The organism is Pseudothauera nasutitermitis (assembly GCF_004801295.1).
Classification (GTDB): domain Bacteria; phylum Pseudomonadota; class Gammaproteobacteria; order Burkholderiales; family Rhodocyclaceae; genus Pseudothauera; species Pseudothauera nasutitermitis.
In genome coordinates this window covers 89713-109220 of the sequence record NZ_SSOC01000008.1, presented here as the reverse complement: position 1 = coordinate 109220, position 19508 = coordinate 89713, and the positions used below count along the sequence as shown (strand labels likewise).

Below are 19508 nucleotides of genomic sequence, written 5' to 3'. Positions count from 1 at the left end.
AAGTTCAACCTTTATAATGTGAGCCTCCATGCCGACGCCTGAGTACCTGCTCCCGCTCCTGGTGCTGCTGCCGTTCATCGGGAGCGTGATCGCCGCCTGCATGCCATCCGACGCCCGCAATCGCGAGGCCTGGCTGGCTGGCGGCGTTTCTTTGTGCGGGCTGCTGCTGGTGGTCTGGCTGTATCCGGCCATCGTCGACGGCGGGGTGGCGCATTTCCGCCTCGAATGGATGCCGCTGCAGGGCGTGGCCTTCTCGCTGCGCCTGGACGGCCTGGCCTGGCTGTTCTCCCTGCTGGTGCTGGGCATCGGCGCGCTGGTGGTGCTGTATGCGCGCTACTACATGTCGCCGGAAGATCCGGTGCCGCGCTTCTTCTCCTTCCTGCTCGCCTTCATGGGCTCGATGCTGGGCGTGGTGCTGTCCGGCAACCTGATCCAGCTGGTGGTGTTCTGGGAGCTGACCAGCATCACCTCCTTCCTGCTGATCGCCTACTGGCATCACCGCATCGACGCGCGGCGCGGCGCGCGCATGGCGTTCACGGTGACCGCCACCGGCGGCCTGTGCCTGCTCGCCGGCGTGCTGATCATCGGCCACATCGTCGGCAGCTACGAACTGGATGCCGTGCTGGCCGCCGGCGAACTGGTGAAAGGGCACCCGTGGTACGTACCGGCGCTGGTGCTGGTGGCGCTCGGCGCGCTGACCAAGAGCGCGCAGTTCCCCTTCCATTTCTGGCTGCCGCACGCCATGGCGGCGCCCACGCCGGTGTCGTCCTACCTGCACTCGGCCACCATGGTGAAGGCCGGCGTGTTCCTGCTGATGCGCCTGTGGCCGACCTTGTCGGGCACGCCGGAGTGGACCTGGATCGTCGCCGGCGCCGGGGTGCTGACCATGCTCATCGGTGCCTTCGCGGCCATCTTCCAGCACGATCTGAAAGGGCTGCTGGCGTATTCGACGATCAGCCACCTGGGGCTGATCACCGTGCTGCTCGGCATCGGCACGCCACTGGCGATGGTCGCGGCGATCTTCCACACCCTCAACCACGCCACCTTCAAGGCCTCGCTGTTCATGGCCGCCGGCATCATCGACCACGAGACCGGCACGCGCGACATGCGGGTGCTGCGCGGCCTGCGCCAGGCGCTGCCGATCACCGCCACGCTGGCCATCGTGGCCAGCGGCGCGATGGCCGGGGTGCCGCTGCTCAACGGCTTCATCTCCAAGGAAATGTTCTTCGCCGAAGCCTTGCTGGTGGGCGGCAGCGAGAACTGGTGGATGTCGTGGGCGGCGGTGGCCATGGGCGTGTTCGGCGTGGCCTATTCGCTGCGTTTCATCAGCGTGTTCTTCGGCAGGCTGCCCGTCGACCTGCCGCGCGCGCCGCACGAGCCGCCGCGCTGGATGCGCTTCCCGGTGGAATGCCTGGTACTGCTCTGCCTGCTGGTGGGCGTGGCGCCGGGGCTGGTGGTCGGGCCGGTGCTGGAGTACGCGGTGGAATCGGTGCTCGGCGCACGCACGCCGCACTACGACCTGGCGGTCTGGCACGGTTTCAACCTGCCGCTGCTGATGAGCCTGGCGGCGCTGGTCGGCGGGGTGCTGTTCTACACCGCGCTGCGGCGCTACTACGACTTGGCCGCGCGCGAACGGGTGCCGGTGCTGTACCGCTTCAACGGCGCGCAGGCCTACGAAACCGCCATGCTGCGGCTGACCGCCGGCATGAGCTGGCTGGTCAAGCGCCTGAGCACGCGGCGGCTGCAGCCGCAGTTGCTGCTGCTGATGGTGGCGCTGGTCGCCGTGCCGGTGCTGCTGGCGCGTCCGCCGGCGCTGCTGGTGTTCGATCCGACCATGCTGGCCGGCGCCGATCCGCTGTTCGCGCTGATGTGGGTGATCGGCTGCGGCTGCGCGCTGGCCGCCGCCTGGCAGGCCAAGTACCACCGCCTGGCGGCGCTGATCCTGGTGGGCGGCACCGGCATCGTCACCAGCATGACCTTCCTGTGGCTGTCGGCGCCCGATCTGGCGCTCACCCAGTTGATGGTGGAAACGGTGACCACCGTGCTGATCCTGCTCGGCCTGCGCTGGTTGCCGCCGCGCATCGTGCCGCGCGAACTGAACATCAAAGTGCCGCGCATGGTCTGGCTGCGCCGCTCGCGCGACATGGCGGTGGCGGTGATCGGCGGGCTGGCCATGGCGACGGTGAGCTACGTGGTGCTGGTGCGCCCGCAGCCGCCCAGCATCGGCGACTTCTTCCTGCTGCGCGCCTTGAGCGAGGGTGGCGGCACCAACGTGGTCAACGTGCTGCTGGTGGATTTCCGCGGCTTCGACACCATGGGCGAGATCACCGTGCTGGCCATCGTCGCGCTCACCGTGTATGCGCTGCTGCGCCGCTTCCGCCCGGCGCCCGAGAGCGTGGCGCTGCCCGCCCAGCAGGCCGGCGGCATCGATCCGGCGTCCGCGCAGACCCCGGCCGAACAGGCGGAGCGCGGCTACCTGCTGGTGGCCGGGGTGTATCTGCGCGCGCTGCTGCCCTTCATGGGGCTGGCGGCGGTGTACTTCTTCATGCGCGGCCATAATCTGCCGGGCGGCGGTTTCGTCGCCGGGCTGATCTTCTCGGTGGCGATCATCGTGCAGTACATGCTGGCGGGCACCGCCTGGGTGGAATCGCACCTGCGCCTGCAGCCGCACCGCTGGCTGGCCTGGGGCCTGGGGGTGGCGGCGATGACCGGCATCGGCGCCTGGCTGCTGGGTTATCCCTTCCTGACCAGCCATACCGCGCACCTGCATCTGCCGGTGCTGGGCGAAGTGCATGTGCCCAGTGCCTTCATGTTCGATCTGGGGGTGTTCATGGTCGTGGTGGGTTCCACCATGCTGATTCTCGTGGCGCTGGCCCACCAGTCCATCCGCAGCCACCGCGTGCCGGGTTCGACCGGCGCACCGCCGCGCGCCGACCAAGCGCAGGAGGCGGGCTGATGGAAACGGTGATCGCCATCGCCATCGGCGTGCTGTTCGGCTCCGGCCTGTGGCTGGTGCTGCGTCCGCGTACCTTCCAGGTCATCACTGGCCTGCTGCTGATGTCCTACGCGGTGAATCTGTTCATCTTCATCATGGGCCGGCTGTGGGTGAACGCACCGCCGCTGACCCTGGGCGAGGGCGTGCCCGATCCGAACACCTTCGCCGATCCGCTGCCGCAGGCGCTGGTGCTCACCGCCATCGTCATCGGTTTCGCCACCACCGCGCTGTTCCTGGTGGTGATGATCGGCGCGCGCGGCCTCACCGGCACCGACCACGTCGATGGCGAGGAGGGTGACGAGTGAGTCCGTCCTCCTGGCTGCACCACCTGATTCTCGTGCCGGTGCTGCTGCCGCTGCTGTGCGGCGCGCTGCTGATTCCGGTGAACGAGACCCGCCACCGCTTCAAGTACGCGGTGAACCTGTTTTCCGTACTCGGTCTGCTGGCCACCGCGGTGGCCTTGATCTGGCTGGCCGACAACGGTGCCTGGGACGCCGGCATCGGCGTCTACCTGGCGGCCAACTGGGCGGCGCCGTTCGGCATCGCGCTGATGGTCGACCGCCTGGCCGCGCTGATGCTGCTGCTCACCGCCGTGCTGGCGTTCGCCGCGCTGCTGTATTCCACGCAGCGCTGGAGCCGCATCGGCGTGCACTTCCACTCGCTCTTCCAGTTCCTGCTGATGGGCATCAACGGGGCCTTCCTGACCCACGACCTGTTCAACCTGTTCGTGTTCTTCGAGGTCATGCTGGCGGCCTCCTACGGGCTGCTGCTGCACGGCTACAATGCCACGCGCATCCGCGCCGGGCTGCAGTACATCACCATCAACCTGGCCGCCTCGCTGTTCTTCCTGATCGGCGTGGCGCTGATCTACGCGAGCGCCGGCACGCTCAACATGGCCGACCTGGCCGCGCGCATGCCGGCCATCGCCGGTACCGATCTGGTGCTGCTGAAGGCCGGCGTGGCGATCCTGGCGCTGGCCTTCCTGGTGAAGAGCGCGATGTGGCCGCTGGGCTTCTGGCTGCCGACCACCTATTCGGCGGCCTCGCCGCCGGTGGCCGCGATGCTGGTGCTGATGACCAAGGTGGGCGCCTACGCCATCCTGCGCCTGTGGCTGCTGGTGTTCTCCGACGGGGCCGGCGAGGCGGCCGGTTTCGGCTACCAGGCGCTGCTGTGGGCGGGCATGGTGACCATCGTGTTCGGCGCCGCCGGCATGATGGCCAGCGAGGAGCTCGGGCGGCTGGCCGGCTACGGCGCCATCGTGTCGTCCGGCACGCTGCTGGCGGTGGTCGGCTACGGCCAGCCCAGCCTGGTGACCGCCGGGCTGTACTACCTGCTCGGTTCGACGATGGCGATGGCGGCCTTCATGCTGCTCATCGAACTGATCGAACGCATCCGCTCGCCGGGCGCCGCGCTGCTGGCGCTGACCATGGAGGCCTTCGCCATCGAGGAGACGCCGGACGAGCCGGTGGGCGTGGGCATTCCCGGCGCGCTGGCCTTCCTCGGCCTGGCCTTCGCCGGCTGCGCGCTGATCATCGCCGGCCTGCCGCCGCTGTCGGGCTTCGTCGCCAAGTTCGGCCTGTTCCACGCCCTGCTCAATCCCCTGGGCGGGGATGCGGCGGTGCACTCCTCGGCGTGGTTCATGATGGGGGTGATCCTGTTCGCCGGCTTCGCCGCGGTGCTCGCTATGATGCGTTTCGGCGTGCGTACCTTCTGGGCCTCCGGCGCGGTCATGCCGCCGCGCCTGCAGGCCACCGAGGTGCTGCCGGTGGCGCTGTTGCTGGTGCTGTGCGTGAGCCTGACGGTGGGTGCCGGCCCGATGTTCGGCTATCTGGAGCGCGCCAGCACCGATCTGCACAGCACCCCGCGCTACGTGGATGGCGTGCTGTCCGCGCCGGTGGTGCCCGGCGTGGTGGGCACGGAGGACGCGCGATGAAACGCTGGTTGCCTTCTCCGTGGCTTTCGCTGGTGCTGTTCCTGACCTGGCTGCTGCTCAACCAGACGGTGCATCCCGCGCATCTGCTGCTCGGCGGCCTGCTGGCCATCGGCATTCCGGTGCTCGCGCGTCCGCTGCGTCCGCTGGTGCCGACGCCCTTGCGCAATCCCGGTGCGCTGCTCCGCCTGGCGGTGATGTCCTTCATCGAGATCGTGCGTTCGTGCTTCAACGTCAGCGGCATCATCCTGTTCGGCGGCAAGGCCGGGGTGAACTCGCAGTTCATCCGCATTCCGCTGGATCTGCGCGATCCCTACGGGCTGGCGCTGCTGTCCTGCCTGATCAATTCGACGCCGGGCACGGTGTGGGTGGAAATCCTGCCCGACAGCGATGAACTGGCCCTGCACGTGTTCGATCTGCATGACGAGCAGTGGTGGGTGGATACCATCAAGACGCGCTACGAAGGGCCCATCATGGAGATATTCGAAGGAGGCCGCCGATGATGACCACGGTGCTGGAACTGGCGATCGGTTTCGTGCTGGTCTGCGTGATCCTGGCCATGCTGTTCTGCGCGGTGCGCCTGCTGCTCGGGCCCACTGCGCAGGACCGCGTGCTGGCGCTCGATACCCTGTGGATGTGCGCGATGCTGCTGGCCGTGGTGCTCGGCATGCGCTTCGGCAGCCTGATCTATTTTGAGGCGGCCATGCTGATCGCGCTGACCGGCTTCGTCTCCAGCATCGCGCTGGCCAAGTTCCTGATGCGCGGGGAGATCATCGAATGAGCGCGGCGGCCGACCTGCCCGTGTGGGCCGCGGTGATCGTCGCCGCACTGCTGGTGCTGGGCGGGGCCATCGTGCTGATCGGCGCGCTGGGCCTGATGCGCCTGCCCAATTTCTACCAGCGCATCCACGGCCCGGCGATCACCGTGACCCTGGGCGCCGGCTGCCTGCTGGTGGCGTCCATGGTGTACTTCAGCGTGCTGCAGGAACGCCCGGTGATCCATGAGCTGATCATCTCGGTGTTCATCCTGATGACCGCTCCGGTGGTCGCCATGCTGATCATGCGCGCCGCCGTGTACCGCGACCTGCGCGCGCGCCGCCACGACACCGGCGCGGTGTCCGGCAACGTCTACCGCTTCCCCGACGAGGAATGACCCGCCTGGCGGGCGGGGAAGGCTTTCAGCCGCTCCGTTCGCCGCGCGCGGCCAGGTAGATGCCCACCAGCAGCAGTACGAAGCCGGCGAGCTGCAGGGGGGCGAAACCCTCCCCGAAGATGATCCAGGCCATCGCCGCGCTGCCCACCGGCTCGCCCAGCGTCACCACTGCCACGAAGGTGGCGGAGACGTAGCGCAGCGACCAGTTGTAGGCCGTGTGGCCGAGCAGCTGCGGGCCCAGCGCCATGCCCGCGAGTACCGCCCAGGCGGCCAGGCTGTGGCCGGTCAGCGCGCCGCCGCCGATGCCGCTGGCGGCCAGCAGGAACAGCGCGGCCACGCCATAGGCCAGCCAGATGTAGGCCGCCAGCCCCAGCCCCGCGCGCAGCTTGCGGCCGATCAGCAGATAGGCCGAGAAGCACCATGCGCCGATCAGCGCCAGCAGGTTGCCGAACAGCGGGTCGCTGCCCGCGCTGGCGGTCTGGCTGTCGCTCCAGAAGATCAGCAGGCTGCCGCCGAAGGACAGCACGATGCCCCCCAGCATCAGGCGTGTGGGCGTCTCGCGGAACAGCACGTAGGAGGCCAGGCCGATCCACAGCGGGTTGGTGGTGACCAGGGCGGTGCTGGAGGCCACCGAGGTGTATTCCAGCGAAGTGATCCAGGTGCCGAAGTGACCGGCGAGGAACAGCCCGGCGGTCAGCGCCATGAGCAGTTGCCGGCCGTTCAGCGCGGCGAGATCGCGGCGCGACTGCAGCAGCGCGATCGGCGTGACGATGAGGGCGGCCAGGCCCAGCCGCCAGGTGGCGACGACCAGGGAATCGACGCCCTCGGCCTGGGCGATGCGGGCGAAGATGGCACCAAAGGAAAGGGCGGTGAGGCCGAGCCCGAGGACGAGGTAGGGCAGCCAGCGGGGGGGCGTGGTAGGGGCGGCGGACATGGAAAGGGGGCGATCAGGTGGCCTCTGCGGACCGGTATCGGGAAAGGAAGGGATGCGCGCGCCGGAGTGCAAAGGGCCGCCCCGGAATGGGGCGGCCCTTGCGTGTTGCGCAGCGGACGCACCGAAATGGTACGCCCGCCTGGAACGGCTGTCGATCCGCTCAGAACACCGGAACCACGGCGCCCTGGTACTTCTCCAGGATGAACTGCTTCACTTCCGGGGTATGCAGCGCCTTGATCAGTTTCTGCACGGCGGCACTGTCCTTGTTGTCCTCGCGGGTCACCAGGATGTTGGCGTAGGGCGATTCGGCGCCCTCGATGGCCAGCGCGTCCTTGCTCGGGTTGAGCTTGGCCTCCAGCGCGTAGTTGGTGTTGATCAGCGCCAGGTCGACCTGGTTGAGCACGCGCGGCAGGGTGGCGGCTTCCAGTTCGCGGATCTTGATGCCCTTCGGGTTCCCGGCGATGTCCTTCGGGGTGGACAGGATGTTGGCCGAATCCTTCAGTTTGATCACGCCGGCCTTTTCCAGCAGCAGCAGGGCGCGGCCGCCGTTGGTGGCGTCGTTGGGGATCACCACGCTGGCGCCTTGCGGCAGGTCGGCGAGGTTCTTGACCTTGCTGGAGTAGGCGCCGAACGGTTCGACGTGCACGGCGGCCACGCTCACCAGCTGGGTACCGCGGCTCTTGTTGAACTCGGTGAGGTAGGGCTGGTGCTGGAAGAAGTTGGCGTCCAGGCGCTTTTCGGCAACCTGCACGTTGGGCTGCACGTAGTCGGTGAACACCTTGACGTCCAGGGTCACGCCTTCCTTGGCGAGCGCCGGCTTGACGAATTCCAGGATCTCCGCGTGCGGCACCGCGGTGGCGGCCACGCTGAGGGTTTCGGCTTGGGCGGAAAAGCTGGCGACGACGGCCAGCGCGGTCAGCAGTTTCTTCATGGTTCTGTCCTCTTGTGGAGTGGTGTTGCGGGGGAACTACTTGCGGGAGAAATGCACCACCAGCCGGTCGCCGATGGATTGCAGGATCTGCACGAGCACGAGCAGCAGGATCACGGTGACCACCATCACGTCGGTCTGGAAGCGTTGGTAGCCGAAGCGGATGGCCAGGTCGCCCAGGCCGCCGGCGCCCACCACGCCGGCCATCGCGGTGTAGGACACCAGGGTGATCGCGGTGATGGTGATGGCGGCGATGATGCCCGGGCGCGCTTCCGGCAGCAGCGCGTCGATGACGATCTGCCGGGGCGTGGCGCCCATGGCCTGGCTGGCCTCGATGATGCCGCGGTCCACCTCGCGCAGCGCGGTTTCCACCAGGCGGGCGAAGAACGGCGTGGCGCCGGCCACCAGCGGCGGAATGGCGCCCGCCACGCCCAGCGAGGTGCCGGTGATCAGCACGGTGAACGGGATCATGACGATCAGCAGGATGATGAAGGGCAGCGAGCGCAGCGCATTCACCAGCACCGAGAGCAGGCCGTACAGGCCGCGCCGTTCGAACATCTGGCGCGGGCCGGTGAGGAACAGCAGCACGCCCAGCGGCAGGCCGAACAGCACGGTGAACAGCAGCGAGCCGCCGAGCATCAGCAGGGTGTCGAGGGTGGCCTGCCAGATTTCCACCGGGTCGACGTTGGCGAGCAGCTCACCCATGCGCGCCCCCTTCCCCGTGCGACACCTCGCCGCGCAACACCTCCAGATGCACCTCGGCCTCGCCCAGGCGGCGCTGCGCGGCTTCGATGTCGCCGCCGATCAGCGCGATGGTGAGCTGGCCGTAGGGCGTGTCCTTGATGTGGTCGATGCGCCCGGCGAGGATGCTGTAATCCACCCCGGTCTCGCGCGCCACGCGGCCCAGCAGCGGGGCGTAGGTGGCCTCGCCGCGGAAGGTCAGGCGCAGGATGCGCCCGCCCACGTGGGCGAAGTCTTCCAGCTGTTCGTTCTCGTCGACCTGCTCGGCTTCGAGCACGAAGCGGCGCGTGGTGGCGTGCCGGGGGTGGAGGAACACGTCGCCCACGTTGCCCTGCTCGACGATGGTGCCGCCGTCCATCACCGCGACGCGGTCACACACGCGGCGGATCACGTCCATCTCGTGGGTGATCAGCACGATGGTCAGCCCCAGTTCGCGGTTGATGTCGGCCAGCAGTTGCAGCACCTGCCCGGTGGTCTGCGGGTCGAGCGCGCTGGTGGCCTCGTCGCACAGCAGGATCTTGGGCTCGGTGGCCAGCGCGCGGGCGATGCCCACGCGCTGTTTCTGCCCGCCGGAAAGCTGCGCCGGGTACTTGCTGGCGTGGGCCTCCAGGCCGACGCGCGCGAGCAGGGCATCGACCCGGCGGGCGATGCCGGCCTTGTCGGTATTGCCGGCGAAGCGCAGCGGCAGGCCGATGTTCTCGGCCACGGTCTTGGACGACAGCAGGTTGAAGTGCTGGAAGATCATGCCGACCTGGCGGCGGAACGCGCGCAGGCCGATGGCGTCGAGCGCGGTGACGTCCTCGCCGTCGACCACCACGCGTCCGCCAGTGGGTTCTTCCAGCCGGTTGATGAGGCGCAGCAGGGTGCTCTTGCCCGCGCCGGAATGGCCGATCAGGCCGAAGATCTCGCCGCGTTCGACGCGCAGGTCGGTGGGCAGCAGGGCGGGAATGTCCCGGCCGTCCACCCGATACGTCTTGCCTGCCTGCTGTAGTTCGATCACGCGTGTTGCCTTGCTTGTCCGGTCCGGCGGCTGCCGGTTTCGCGAAGAAGCGCCGAGTCTACCCGCTCGGCCGGCGGATGCAACGACGTTTTATGCATATGGATATCCATTTCCGCGTAGCCATAGAACGACCCGCCCTAAGGCGGGCCGTCCGGGCGCGCGAGGCTTCAGCCGTGGCCGCCGCCTTCCAGGTAGGCGGCGCGCACCTCGGGGCTGGCCAGCAGTTCGGCGCCGCTGCCCGCCAGGGTGATTTCGCCGTGCTGCAGCACGTAGCCGCGATGGGCTACGCGCAGTGCCTGGTTGGCGTTCTGCTCGACCAGCAGGATGGTCATGCCGTGGTCGCGGTTCAGCTCGCGGACGATCTGGAAGATCTTGCGGATGTAGATCGGCGCCAGGCCCAGCGAGGGCTCGTCGAGCAGCAGCAGCTTGGGCCGGCTCATCAGCGCGCGGCCGATGGCGAGCATCTGCTGCTCGCCGCCGGACAGCGTGCCGGCGCGCTGGCTCTCGCGCTCCTGCAGGATGGGGAACATGGCATATACGCGCGCCATGTCGGCGTCGTAGTTGGCCGGGTCGGCATGCGCCGCGCCCAGCTGCAGGTTCTCCAGCACCGTCATGCGCGGGAAGATGCGCCGGCCTTCCGGTACCAGGGCGATGCCGCGGCGGGCGATCTCGTGGGTGGTCAGGCGGGTGATGTCCTCGCCGTCGAACACGATGCGCCCGGCGCTCGCCTTGGGATTGCCGAACAGGCTCATCATCAGCGTGGATTTGCCGGCGCCGTTGGCGCCGATCAGCGTGACGATCTCGCCGACCTGTACTTCCACGTCGATGCCGCGCAGCGCGTGAATGTGGCCGTAGTGGGCGTGTACGCCTTCCATGGTCAGCATCATGATGCGCGTTCCTCCGTTTCGTCGTATGCCTGCATGACGCCTTCTTCGTCGTCCTCGCCCAGATAGGCCTTGATGACGTGGGGGTCGTTCTTCACCGCATCGGGCGTACCCTCGGCGATCTTGCGGCCGTAGTTGATCACGCAGATGTGGTCGGACACGTTCATCACCACGCTCATGTCGTGCTCGATCAGCAGGATGGCGATGCCCAGTTCGTCGCACAAATACAGCAGCAGCTCGTTGAGCTCGGCCGATTCGCGCGGGTTGAGGCCGGCGGCCGGCTCGTCCAGGCACAGCAGCACCGGGTCGACGCACAGCGCGCGGGCGATCTCGATGCGCCGCTGGGTGCCGTAGGGCAACGCGCCGGCGGCATCGTCGGCGAACTGGGTGAGGCGCAGGCGCTCCAGCCAGGTGCGCGCGCGCTCGACGGCCTCGCGCTCGGCGCGCCGGTAGCCGGGCAGGCTGAACAGGCCGGCGAGGGAGAAGCGCGAGGCACGCTGCAGCACGTTGTGCTGGGCGACGATGAGGTTTTCCAGCACCGTCATCTTGGGGAACAGGCGGATGTTCTGGAAGGTGCGCACCACCTGGGCGTCGCGTGCGACGCGGTGGCTGGGCAGCTTTTCCAGGCGCAGTTCGCCGCGCCTCGGGTGGGCCAGCCGCAGCGTGCCGACGGTGGGCTTGTAGAAGCCGGTCAGGCAGTTGAACAGCGTGGTCTTGCCGGCGCCGTTGGGGCCGATGATGCCGGTGATCTTGCCGGCGGGCACTTCCAGCGACAGGTCGTCGATGGCGGTGAGGCCGCCGAAGCGCATGGTCAGGTCGCGGACGGACAGCAGGGTGCTCATTGCGCGCCCTCCGTGGTGGCGGCCTTGGCGCGCGGATCGCGCAGGCGCAGCGTGGGTTCGCGGTGGGAGAGCAGGCCGCCCGGCTTCCAGATCATGATCAGCACCATGGCCATGCCGAACAGCAGCATGCGGTACTCGGCGAAGTTGCGGCCGAACTCGGGGATCAGCACCAGCAGCGTGGCAGCCAGCACCACGCCCAGCTGCGAGCCCATGCCGCCGAGCACGACGATGGCGAGGATGATCGCCGATTCGCTGAAGGTGAAGCTCTCCGGCGAGATGAAGCCCTGGCGCGCAGCGAAGAACACCCCGGCGAAGCCGCCCAGCATGGCGCCGATGGCGAAGGCCGAGAGCTTGATGTTGGTGGTGTTCATGCCCATCGCCTTGCAGGCGATCTCGTCCTCGCGCAGCGCCTCCCAGGCGCGCCCCACCGGCAGCTTGCGCAGCCGCGAGACGAAGGCGTGGGTGAGCAGCGCCAGCACCAGGATCAGGTAGTACAGGAAGATCAGCCGGTGCATGGCGGAGAACTCCAGCCCGAAGAAGCTGGCGAAGCTGTGGCCGCCTTCCGGTGCGCTGCGGGTGAATTCCAGCCCGAAGAAGCTCGGGCGCGGAATCGAGCTGATGCCATTGGGGCCGCCGGAGAACTCGGTCCAGTTCAGCAGCACCACGCGGATGATCTCGCCGAAGCCCAGCGTGACGATGGCCAGGTAGTCGCCGCGCAGGCGCAGGATGGGGTAGCCGAGCAGAATACCGAACATCGCCGCCAGCGCGCCGGACACCGGCAGCGCTTCCCAGAAGCCCCAGCCGTACTGGGTGGACAGCAGCGCGTAGGAATACGCGCCCACCGCGTAGAAGGCCACGTAGCCAAGGTCGAGCAGGCCGGCCAGGCCGACCACCACGTTGAGGCCCCAGCCGAGCATCACGTAGATCAGCACGGTGGTGGCGGTGTCGACCACATAGCGGTTGTCGGAAAAGAAGATCGGCAGGGCGATGGAGACCCCCAGCGCCATCCAGCCGAGCACCATGGACAGCGTGCGTGCGCGGCTGGAGAGGGTGTCGGCGGTATGCTGCCTGGCCTTGCTCTGCTTGTGTGCGCGCAGGCTGTCGATGGCCCAGCGCAGCGCCAAGCGGCCTGCGAAGGCAGCAACCACCGCCACGGCCAGCAGGCCGAAGCGGGTGTCCACCGCCAGGCGGCCGCCGACGTCGACGGTGGTCAGGCCGATCAGCGGAACGCCGAGGATGAGGGCGACGAAGGCGATCCAGCCGGCGTCGCGCAGGCGCTCGGCGGGCGTCATGCCATGATGGGCGAAAACGACGGTACTCATCAGACCTTCTCCACTTCAGGCCGGCCGAGCAGGCCCGACGGACGCAGGATGAGCACCAGGCAGAGGATGCCGAAGGTCGCCACGTCCTTGTACTCCGCCCACAGGTAGGCGGCCCAGAAGGCTTCGATGAGGCCGATCAGCAGGCCGCCGAGCATGGCGCCCGGCAGCGAGCCGATGCCGCCCAGCACCGCCGCCGTGAAGGCCTTGATGCCCACCAGGAAGCCGATGAAGAAATCCACCACGCCGTAGTACACCGTGACCATCACCCCGGCCACCGCGGCCAGCGAGGCGCCGAGCATGAAGGTCAGCGAGATGGTGCGGTCCACATTCACGCCGAGCAGTCCGGCCATGGTGCGGTCCTGCTCGCAGGCGCGCTGCTGGCGGCCGAAGGGGGTCTGGGTGATCATCCAGGTGAAGGCGATCATCAGCACCACGGTGGTGACGATGATCAGCAGCTGGCTCCAGCCGATCTGCACGGTGAAGCCGGGTGTGCTCCACAGTTCCAGGCCGCCTTCGATGACCGGGGGAATCGGCTTGACGCGCGCGCCCTGGGTGAGCTGCACGGCGTTCTGCAGGAAGATCGACATGCCGATCGCGGAGATCAGCGGGGCCAGGCGGGTGGAGCCGCGCAGCGGGCGGTAGGCGGTGCGCTCCACCGCCCAGCCGTAGGCCGAGGTGAAGAAGATCGCCACGATCAGCACGAAGGTCAGCGCCAGCGGGATCGAGGTGACGTCGGCGGCCGCGAGCAGGGTGAAGGCGGTGATCGCGATGAACGCGCTCACCATGAAGATGTCGCCGTGGGCGAAGTTGATCATGCCGATGATGCCGTACACCATCGTGTAGCCGATCGCGATCAGGCCGTACATGGCACCGAGCGTCAGGCCGTTGATGAGTTGTTGCAGTGCGTAGGCCACGATGTCTCCCTGGTGGCGCCGCACGACGGCCGCCCGCGGGGAGCGGGCGGCCGTGCGCCGGTTGAGTTGTATGAACAAACGCCCCCCGGCGAGCGGAGGGCGTGGGTGAAGCGGACTGCCTGCGGCTTACTTGGCGTAGTCGTAGGCGCCGCCTTGCCAGCGGTACACCACGAAGCCCGGCGTGGCCAGGTTGCCCTGGGCGTCGAAGGCCAGATCGCCGATCACGGTCTTGAAGGTGTTGCCGCGCACCGCCTTTTCCAGCGCCTTGTAGTCCGTGCTGCCGGCCTTGGTGGCGGCCTGCTCGAACAGCTGGAAGGCGGCGTAGGCATACAGCACGTAGCCTTCCGGCTCGACCTTGGCGGCGCGGAACTTCTCGACCACCGGGGCGGCATCCGGGTTCTTGCGCGGATCCGGCGAGAAGGTGAACAGCACGTTGTCGGCGGCCGGGCCGGCGGCGGTGACCAGTTCGGAGTTGGTCATGGTGTCGCCGCCGATCACAGTCAGGTTCAGGCCGGCCTGCTGGGCCTGGCGCAGGATCAGCGCCACTTCGGTGTGGTAGCCGCCATAGGCCATCGCTTCCACGCCGGCCTGCTTCATCTTGGTGACCAGGCCGGAATAGTCCTTCTCGCCGGCGGTGATCGCCTCGCGCAGCGCGGGCTTCAGGCCGTTGGCTTCCATGGCCTTGGCGGTCTCGTCGGCCAGGCCCTTGCCGTAGGCGCTCTTGTCGTCCACCACGGCGACCTTCTTGCCCTTGAAGGTGTCGGCGATGTAGCCGCCGGCCACCATGCCCTGCTGGTCGTCGCGGCCCATGATGCGGAAGATGTTCTGCAGCCCGCGCTCGGTGACCTGCGGGTTGGTGGACACGGTGGCCATCAGGATGTCGGCTTCGTTGTACACGTCGGAAGCCGGGATGGTCGAGCTGGAGCACCAGTGGCCGTGCATGAAGACGATGTTGCGGTTGACCATGGTGTTGGCCACCGACACGGCCTGCTTCGGATCGCAGGCGTCGTCGCCGACTTCCAGCTTCAGCTTCTCGCCCAGCACACCGCCGCGCGCGTTGATGTCGGCGATCGCCATGTCCGCGCCGCGGCGGATCTGGTCACCGGCGGATGCGTACTGGCCGGTCATCGGACCGGCGATGGCCACCGACAGGTCGGCCAGGGTAGCCTGGGAGTAGACGCCGAGCGCGAGGCAGGCAGTGGCAAGCAGGGTTTTTTTCATCGAGTATCTCCTTGGTGGCTTTGGTCTTGCGTGGACGGAAGGAGTGACGCTCCCGCCCCGCGCACATGGGCGCGGGTCAGGCATGCCGCGGCGTCGGCGTCCCGGCGGGTGAAGGCGGCCAGAATGGCCTCGTGCTCCCCCCGGGTCTTGGGCATTTCGGTATCGGCGTGGCGCTCCACGGCGGCGGCCACGTAGCGCTCCACCTTGTGGTGCAGGGCGCGGATTTCCTCGACCAGCAACGGGCGCTCGGCGGCCTGGTAGAGCGCGGCGTGGAAGGCCCAGTTGAGCGCGCCGCGCCGGGCGGGTTCGGTGGCGCAGGCGAAATCGTCGAGCCGGGCGCGCGCCTCGGCCAGTTGTTCGTCGGTGATGCGCGGCGCGGCCAGCGCGGCGGCGTGGCCTTCCAGCAGGGCGCGGATTTCCAGGTATTCGGCCAGCGCGGCGGCGGACAGCGAGGCGACCACCGCGCCGCGATGCGGGTTGAAGCGCACCAGACCTTCGGCCTCCAGGCGCTTCAGCGCCTCGCGCACGGGAATCTTGCTGACCTCGAAGCGCGCGGCGATGTCGTCCTGGCGCAGCATTGCGCCGGCCGGCAGCAGGCCGTCGGCGATCGCGCGGCGCAGGGCGTCGGCGATCTGGTCGGAAGTCGAGGAAACCCGCGCGCGGGTGGGCGCGAGGCGGTCGAGCGCGGAGGGCATGGATGGACGCTTGTTGCGTGTGTTGCGTTTTCGTTTCGTACGAAAGTATACGATATACGAAATCTTACACATTGCCATCCGGGTTGACCCGGAGCGCCGGACCCGGGTCCGCACGCATTCCGGCCGGCCGTGGCGCAGTGCCGGCGCGACGCCCTCCTCCAATCAGGCCCCCATGGCCATCAGGCTGGCGTTGCCGCCGGCGGCCGCGGTGTTCACGCTGATGGTGCGTTCATGCACCAGGCGCGCCGGGTCGTATTCCGGCTCCGGCCGCAGCAGGCCGACGATGGGGCCGGAGCGTTCGGCCAGGCGCACGCGCCAGGCGTCGGCTTCCATGTCGGGGCCGTCGAACAGCAGCGCGCCGAAGGCGGCATCCTGCCAGCCGGTGTCCAGCACCAGCCATTTGGCCAGTTCGGCGGGCAGGGCGGCGGCCAGCCGGCGGGCCGGCTCGCTGTCATCGACCAGCAGACGGTTGCCGGTGGCCAGCGCGGCGAGCAGTTGATGCACGCGCGCGGCGGCGCTGCCGGCCACCCCGGCGATCTGGCCGCGCGGCACGAAGTTGAGGCTGTTGTCCTCGCCGGTGGGGCCGGGCAGGCTCACCCTGAGGTGGTCGATGCGGCGCGCGCGGTAGGCATCCAGGCGGTCGCGCAGCACGGCCACGTCGTCGCCTTCCAGCAGGGCGCGGCCGTCGCGTTCCAGCCATTCGGCGAACTGGTCGAGCACGGCCGGCGTGTCGCCCAGCGGACGCTCGAAGCGAGGGCCCGGCGTGCGGGCGAGCAGGCGGTGCAGGTAGAGCGGGCCGCCGGCCTTGGGGCCGGTGCCGGACAGGCCTTCGCCGCCGAAGGGCTGTACGCCGACCACCGCGCCGATCATGTTGCGATTCACGTACAGGTTGCCGACGTGGGCGCGCGAAACCACGCGGGCGATGGTCTCGTCGATGCGCGTATGCACGCCCATGGTGAGGCCGTAGCCGGTGGCGTTGATGTCTTCCACCAGTTTTTCCAGATCGCGCTCGCGATAGCGCAGCACGTGCAGGATGGGGCCGAACTGCTCGCGGCCGAGGCGCGACAGGCTGTCGATCTCGATCAGCGTGGGCGGCACGTAGGTGCCGTGCGCGCATTCGGCCGGCAGTTCCGGGCGGGTGACCTTGCAGCCGGCGGCGCGCATGGCGGTGACGTGGGCTTCCAGGCTGTCGCGCGCCTTGGCATCGATCACCGGGCCGACGTCGCGGCGTACGTCGGCGGGGTTGCCCAGGGTCAGTTCGCGCGCGGCGCCGACGAGCATTTCCAGGATGCCGTCGGCCACGTCTTCCTGGAGGCACAGCACGCGCAGCGCGGAGCAGCGCTGGCCGGCGGAGTCGAAGCTGGAGGCCAGCACGTCGGCCACCACCTGCTCGGGCAGCGCGGTGGAGTCGACGATCATGGCGTTCTGCCCGCCGGTCTCGGCGATCAGCGGCACGTTGCCGCCGCGCGCGGCGAGCGTGCGGTTGATCTGCGCGGCGACTTCGGTGGAGCCGGTGAACATCACCCCGCGCACGCGCGGGTCGCCGACCAGCGCGTTGCCGACCACGGAGCCGCGGCCGGGCACCAGCTGCAGCGCGGCGGCGGGCACACCGGCCTCGTGGAACAGGCGCACGGCGGCGGCGGCGATCAGCGGGGTCAGTTCGGCCGGCTTGGCGAGCACCGGGTTGCCGGCGGCGAGCGCGGCAGCGACCTGGCCGGTGAAGATGGCCAGCGGGAAGTTCCACGGGCTGATGCACAGGATGGGGCCGAGCGGGGTGTGCGTGCCGTTGTCGAATGCGCGTACCTGGGCGGCGTAGTAGCGGCAGAAGTCCACCGCCTCGCGCAGTTCGGCGACCGCGTTGGCCCAAGTCTTGCCGGCCTCGCGCACGGCGAGTGCCATCAGGCGGTCGCCGTCGCGTTCGAGCAGATCGGCGGCGCGCTCCAGGCAGGCGGCGCGCGCGGCCGGCGCTTCGGCGGCCCAGATGGGCGCGTGGGCGGTGGCCGCGCCGAGCGCGGCCTCGACCTCGGCCGGCGTGCTTTCGGTGGTGTGGCCGACCACGTCGCGATGATCGGCCGGGTTGGGCAGCGGACGCTGGCTGCCGCCGCCGGTGGCGCCTTCGGCGATCAGCGGACCGGCCACGGCGGGCTCGGCTCGGCTGGCTTCGAGCGCGGCGGCGAAGCGTGTGCGCACGGCCTCGGCGGCCAGGTCGATGCCGGCCGAGTTGCTGCGCGTGGCGCCGTACAGATCGGCCGGCAGCGGAATGCGCGGATGCGGCGTGCCGGCCAGCGGGGCGGCCTCGGCGACCGGGTCGGCGATCAGCGCTTCGACCGGGACGCTCTCATCGACGATGCGGTTGACGAAGCTGGAGTTGGCGCCGTTTTCCAGCAGGCGGCGCACCAGGTAGGCGAGCAGCGTCTCGTGGCTGCCGACCGGGGCGTAGATGCGCACCAGGCGGCGGGTTTCTGGATTACCGACGAGCTGGTCGTAGAGCGGTTCGCCCATGCCGTGCAGGCACTGGAACTCGTAGCTGCCCTCGCGGTAGTCGTCGCCAGCCAGATGGAACACGGTGGACAGCGTGTGCGCGTTGTGGGTGGCGAACTGCGGGTAGATGACCTCGCGCGCGGCCAGCAGCTTCTTGGCGCAGGCAATGTAGGCCACGTCGGTGTACACCTTGCGGGTGTACACCGGGTAGCCGCTCATGCCGTCGGCCTGCGCACGCTTGATCTCGGCGTCCCAGTAGGCGCCCTTGACCAGGCGGACCATCATGCGCCGGCCGCTCTTGCGCGCCAGTTCGATGATCCAGTCGAGCACGAAGGGCGCGCGCTTCTGGTAGGCCTGCACGACGAAGCCCAGGCCGCTCCATCCGGCGAGGTCCTGGTCGTGGGCGAGCGCTTCGAGCAGGTCGAGGGAGAGGTCGAGGCGGTCGGCCTCCTCGGCGTCGATGTTCAGGCCGATGTCGTAGCGCTTGGCGAGCAGGCAGAGCGCCTTCATGCGCGGCAGCAGTTCTTCCATCATGCGCTCGCGCTGCGCCCAGACGTAGCGCGGGTGCAGCGCGGAGAGCTTCACCGAGATGCCGTTGCCGTCCACCACGCCGCGCCCGGCGGCGCGCTGGCCGATGGCGTGGATGGCTTCCTCGTAGGAGCGGAGGTAGCGCTCGGCGTCGGCGGCGGTCATCGCGGCTTCGCCCAGCATGTCGAAGGAGTAGCGGTAGCCGCGCTTCTCGGCGCTGCGGCCGCGGTCGAGGGCTTCGTCGATGGTGCGTCCGGTGACGAACTGCTCGCCCAGCATGCGCATCGCCAGGTCCATGCCCTTGCGGATCAGCGGTTCGCCACCGCGCGCCAGCAGACGGGAGAGCGCGCTGGCCAGGCCTTCCTCGCTGTTGGTGGACACCAGGCGGCCGGTGATCAGCAGGCCCCAGGTGGCCGCGTTGACGAACAGCGAGGGGCTGTGGCCGATGTGTGCGCGCCAGTCGCCACCGGACAGCTTGTCGCGGATCAGGCGGTCGGCGGTGGCGCGGTCGGGCACGCGCAGCAAGGCTTCGGCCAGGCACATCAGTGCCACGCCTTCCTGGCTGGACAGGGAGAATTCCTTCATCAGCGCATCGACGCCGGAAGAGCGCACGCGCTTGGCGCGCAGCCCGCTGACCAGCTTGTGGGCGAGCTGGGCGACGCGCGCGGCCAGGGTCTCGTCCACGCGTGCGGCGCTCACCAGCGGCGGGACGCACTCCGGTTCGGGCGTGCGCCAGGCGGCCTCGATGCTTTGCCGCAGCGCTTCGCGCGGGGTGTCGGTGAGCGCGGCGGCGGCCGCCGGGAACGAAACGGGCATGTTCACGACAAGGGCTCCATCAGTGGTGATCCGGCGGGCACGGAACAGGCCTCGGCGCCGGAAGGTCGAGTGGCTGAAATATGGCTGAACAGCAAAAGTTTATGGCTCCAAAAATTGGGTTAATT

General features: G+C 68.9%; 17 protein-coding genes. 6 read left to right on the top strand and 11 right to left on the bottom strand.

The genetic code is table 11. The features are described from left to right. Window positions 1-28: 28 nt before the first annotated feature. The 6 genes from E6C76_RS19675 to mnhG are packed head-to-tail and all read left to right on the top strand — an operon-like array spanning window position 29 to window position 6077. Complete coding sequence (locus tag E6C76_RS19675; RefSeq protein ID WP_136349963.1) at window positions 29-2956, top strand: monovalent cation/H+ antiporter subunit A; 2928 nt, start codon at window positions 29-31, stop codon at window positions 2954-2956. Continuing rightward, entirely contained in the window at window positions 2956-3300 is a 345-nt protein-coding gene (locus E6C76_RS19670) for a Na+/H+ antiporter subunit C (protein WP_136349962.1), read from the top strand. Before E6C76_RS19675 ends, E6C76_RS19670 begins: the two co-directional genes overlap by 1 nt. Continuing rightward, the gene (locus tag E6C76_RS19665) at window positions 3297-4928 is read left to right on the top strand and encodes a monovalent cation/H+ antiporter subunit D (RefSeq protein ID WP_136349961.1); all 1632 of its coding nucleotides are present in this window, start codon (window positions 3297-3299) and stop codon (window positions 4926-4928) included. Before E6C76_RS19670 ends, E6C76_RS19665 begins: the two co-directional genes overlap by 4 nt. Continuing rightward, complete coding sequence (locus tag E6C76_RS19660; protein WP_136349960.1) at window positions 4925-5428, top strand: Na+/H+ antiporter subunit E; 504 nt, start codon at window positions 4925-4927, stop codon at window positions 5426-5428. The genes E6C76_RS19665 and E6C76_RS19660 overlap by 4 nt, the downstream gene beginning before the upstream one ends. Further along, window positions 5425-5706: a K+/H+ antiporter subunit F gene (locus E6C76_RS19655; RefSeq protein ID WP_230976335.1), complete on the top strand. Its 282-nt coding sequence runs from the start codon at window positions 5425-5427 to the stop codon at window positions 5704-5706. The genes E6C76_RS19660 and E6C76_RS19655 overlap by 4 nt, the downstream gene beginning before the upstream one ends. Beyond that, window positions 5703-6077, top strand: coding sequence for a monovalent cation/H(+) antiporter subunit G (gene mnhG / locus E6C76_RS19650; RefSeq protein WP_136349959.1), 375 nt, complete (start codon window positions 5703-5705; stop codon window positions 6075-6077). The genes E6C76_RS19655 and mnhG overlap by 4 nt, the downstream gene beginning before the upstream one ends. A 25-nt stretch (window positions 6078-6102) precedes the next feature. Here the strand turns inward: mnhG and E6C76_RS19645 are convergent, their stop codons facing one another. The 11 genes from E6C76_RS19645 to putA form a co-directional block, all read right to left on the bottom strand. Then, window positions 6103-7011 (bottom strand): DMT family transporter, encoded by a 909-nt coding sequence (locus E6C76_RS19645; RefSeq protein WP_136349958.1) that lies wholly within the window; start codon window positions 7009-7011, stop codon window positions 6103-6105. Between the two features lie 160 nt (window positions 7012-7171). Next, window positions 7172-7942 (bottom strand): MetQ/NlpA family ABC transporter substrate-binding protein, encoded by a 771-nt coding sequence (locus E6C76_RS19640; protein WP_136349957.1) that lies wholly within the window; start codon window positions 7940-7942, stop codon window positions 7172-7174. Between the two features lie 36 nt (window positions 7943-7978). Then, on the bottom strand, window positions 7979-8644 hold the full coding sequence (locus E6C76_RS19635) for a methionine ABC transporter permease (RefSeq protein WP_136349956.1): 666 nt from the start codon (window positions 8642-8644) through the stop codon (window positions 7979-7981). Beyond that, window positions 8637-9680, bottom strand: a complete 1044-nt coding sequence (locus E6C76_RS19630; RefSeq protein WP_136349955.1) for a methionine ABC transporter ATP-binding protein — start codon at window positions 9678-9680, stop codon at window positions 8637-8639. The genes E6C76_RS19635 and E6C76_RS19630 overlap by 8 nt, the downstream gene beginning before the upstream one ends. 167 nt (window positions 9681-9847) lie before the next feature. Further along, window positions 9848-10564 carry an ABC transporter ATP-binding protein gene (locus tag E6C76_RS19625; protein WP_136350042.1) on the bottom strand — a complete coding sequence of 239 codons (717 nt, stop codon included), beginning with the start codon at window positions 10562-10564 and terminating at the stop codon, window positions 9848-9850. Continuing rightward, complete coding sequence (locus E6C76_RS19620; RefSeq protein ID WP_136349954.1) at window positions 10564-11406, bottom strand: ABC transporter ATP-binding protein; 843 nt, start codon at window positions 11404-11406, stop codon at window positions 10564-10566. Before E6C76_RS19620 ends, E6C76_RS19625 begins: the two co-directional genes overlap by 1 nt. After that, window positions 11403-12728 carry a high-affinity branched-chain amino acid ABC transporter permease LivM gene (livM, locus tag E6C76_RS19615; RefSeq protein ID WP_136349953.1) on the bottom strand — a complete coding sequence of 442 codons (1326 nt, stop codon included), beginning with the start codon at window positions 12726-12728 and terminating at the stop codon, window positions 11403-11405. Before livM ends, E6C76_RS19620 begins: the two co-directional genes overlap by 4 nt. Further along, complete coding sequence (locus E6C76_RS19610; protein ID WP_136349952.1) at window positions 12728-13642, bottom strand: ABC transporter permease subunit; 915 nt, start codon at window positions 13640-13642, stop codon at window positions 12728-12730. Before E6C76_RS19610 ends, livM begins: the two co-directional genes overlap by 1 nt. A 126-nt stretch (window positions 13643-13768) precedes the next feature. Then, window positions 13769-14863, bottom strand: a complete 1095-nt coding sequence (locus E6C76_RS19605; protein ID WP_136349951.1) for a branched-chain amino acid ABC transporter substrate-binding protein — start codon at window positions 14861-14863, stop codon at window positions 13769-13771. After that, the gene (locus E6C76_RS19600; protein WP_136349950.1) at window positions 14860-15558 is read right to left on the bottom strand and encodes a GntR family transcriptional regulator; all 699 of its coding nucleotides are present in this window, start codon (window positions 15556-15558) and stop codon (window positions 14860-14862) included. The genes E6C76_RS19605 and E6C76_RS19600 overlap by 4 nt, the downstream gene beginning before the upstream one ends. 162 nt (window positions 15559-15720) lie before the next feature. Further along, on the bottom strand, window positions 15721-19383 hold the full coding sequence (putA, locus tag E6C76_RS19595) for a trifunctional transcriptional regulator/proline dehydrogenase/L-glutamate gamma-semialdehyde dehydrogenase (protein WP_136350041.1): 3663 nt from the start codon (window positions 19381-19383) through the stop codon (window positions 15721-15723). Window positions 19384-19508 lie beyond the last annotated feature (125 nt).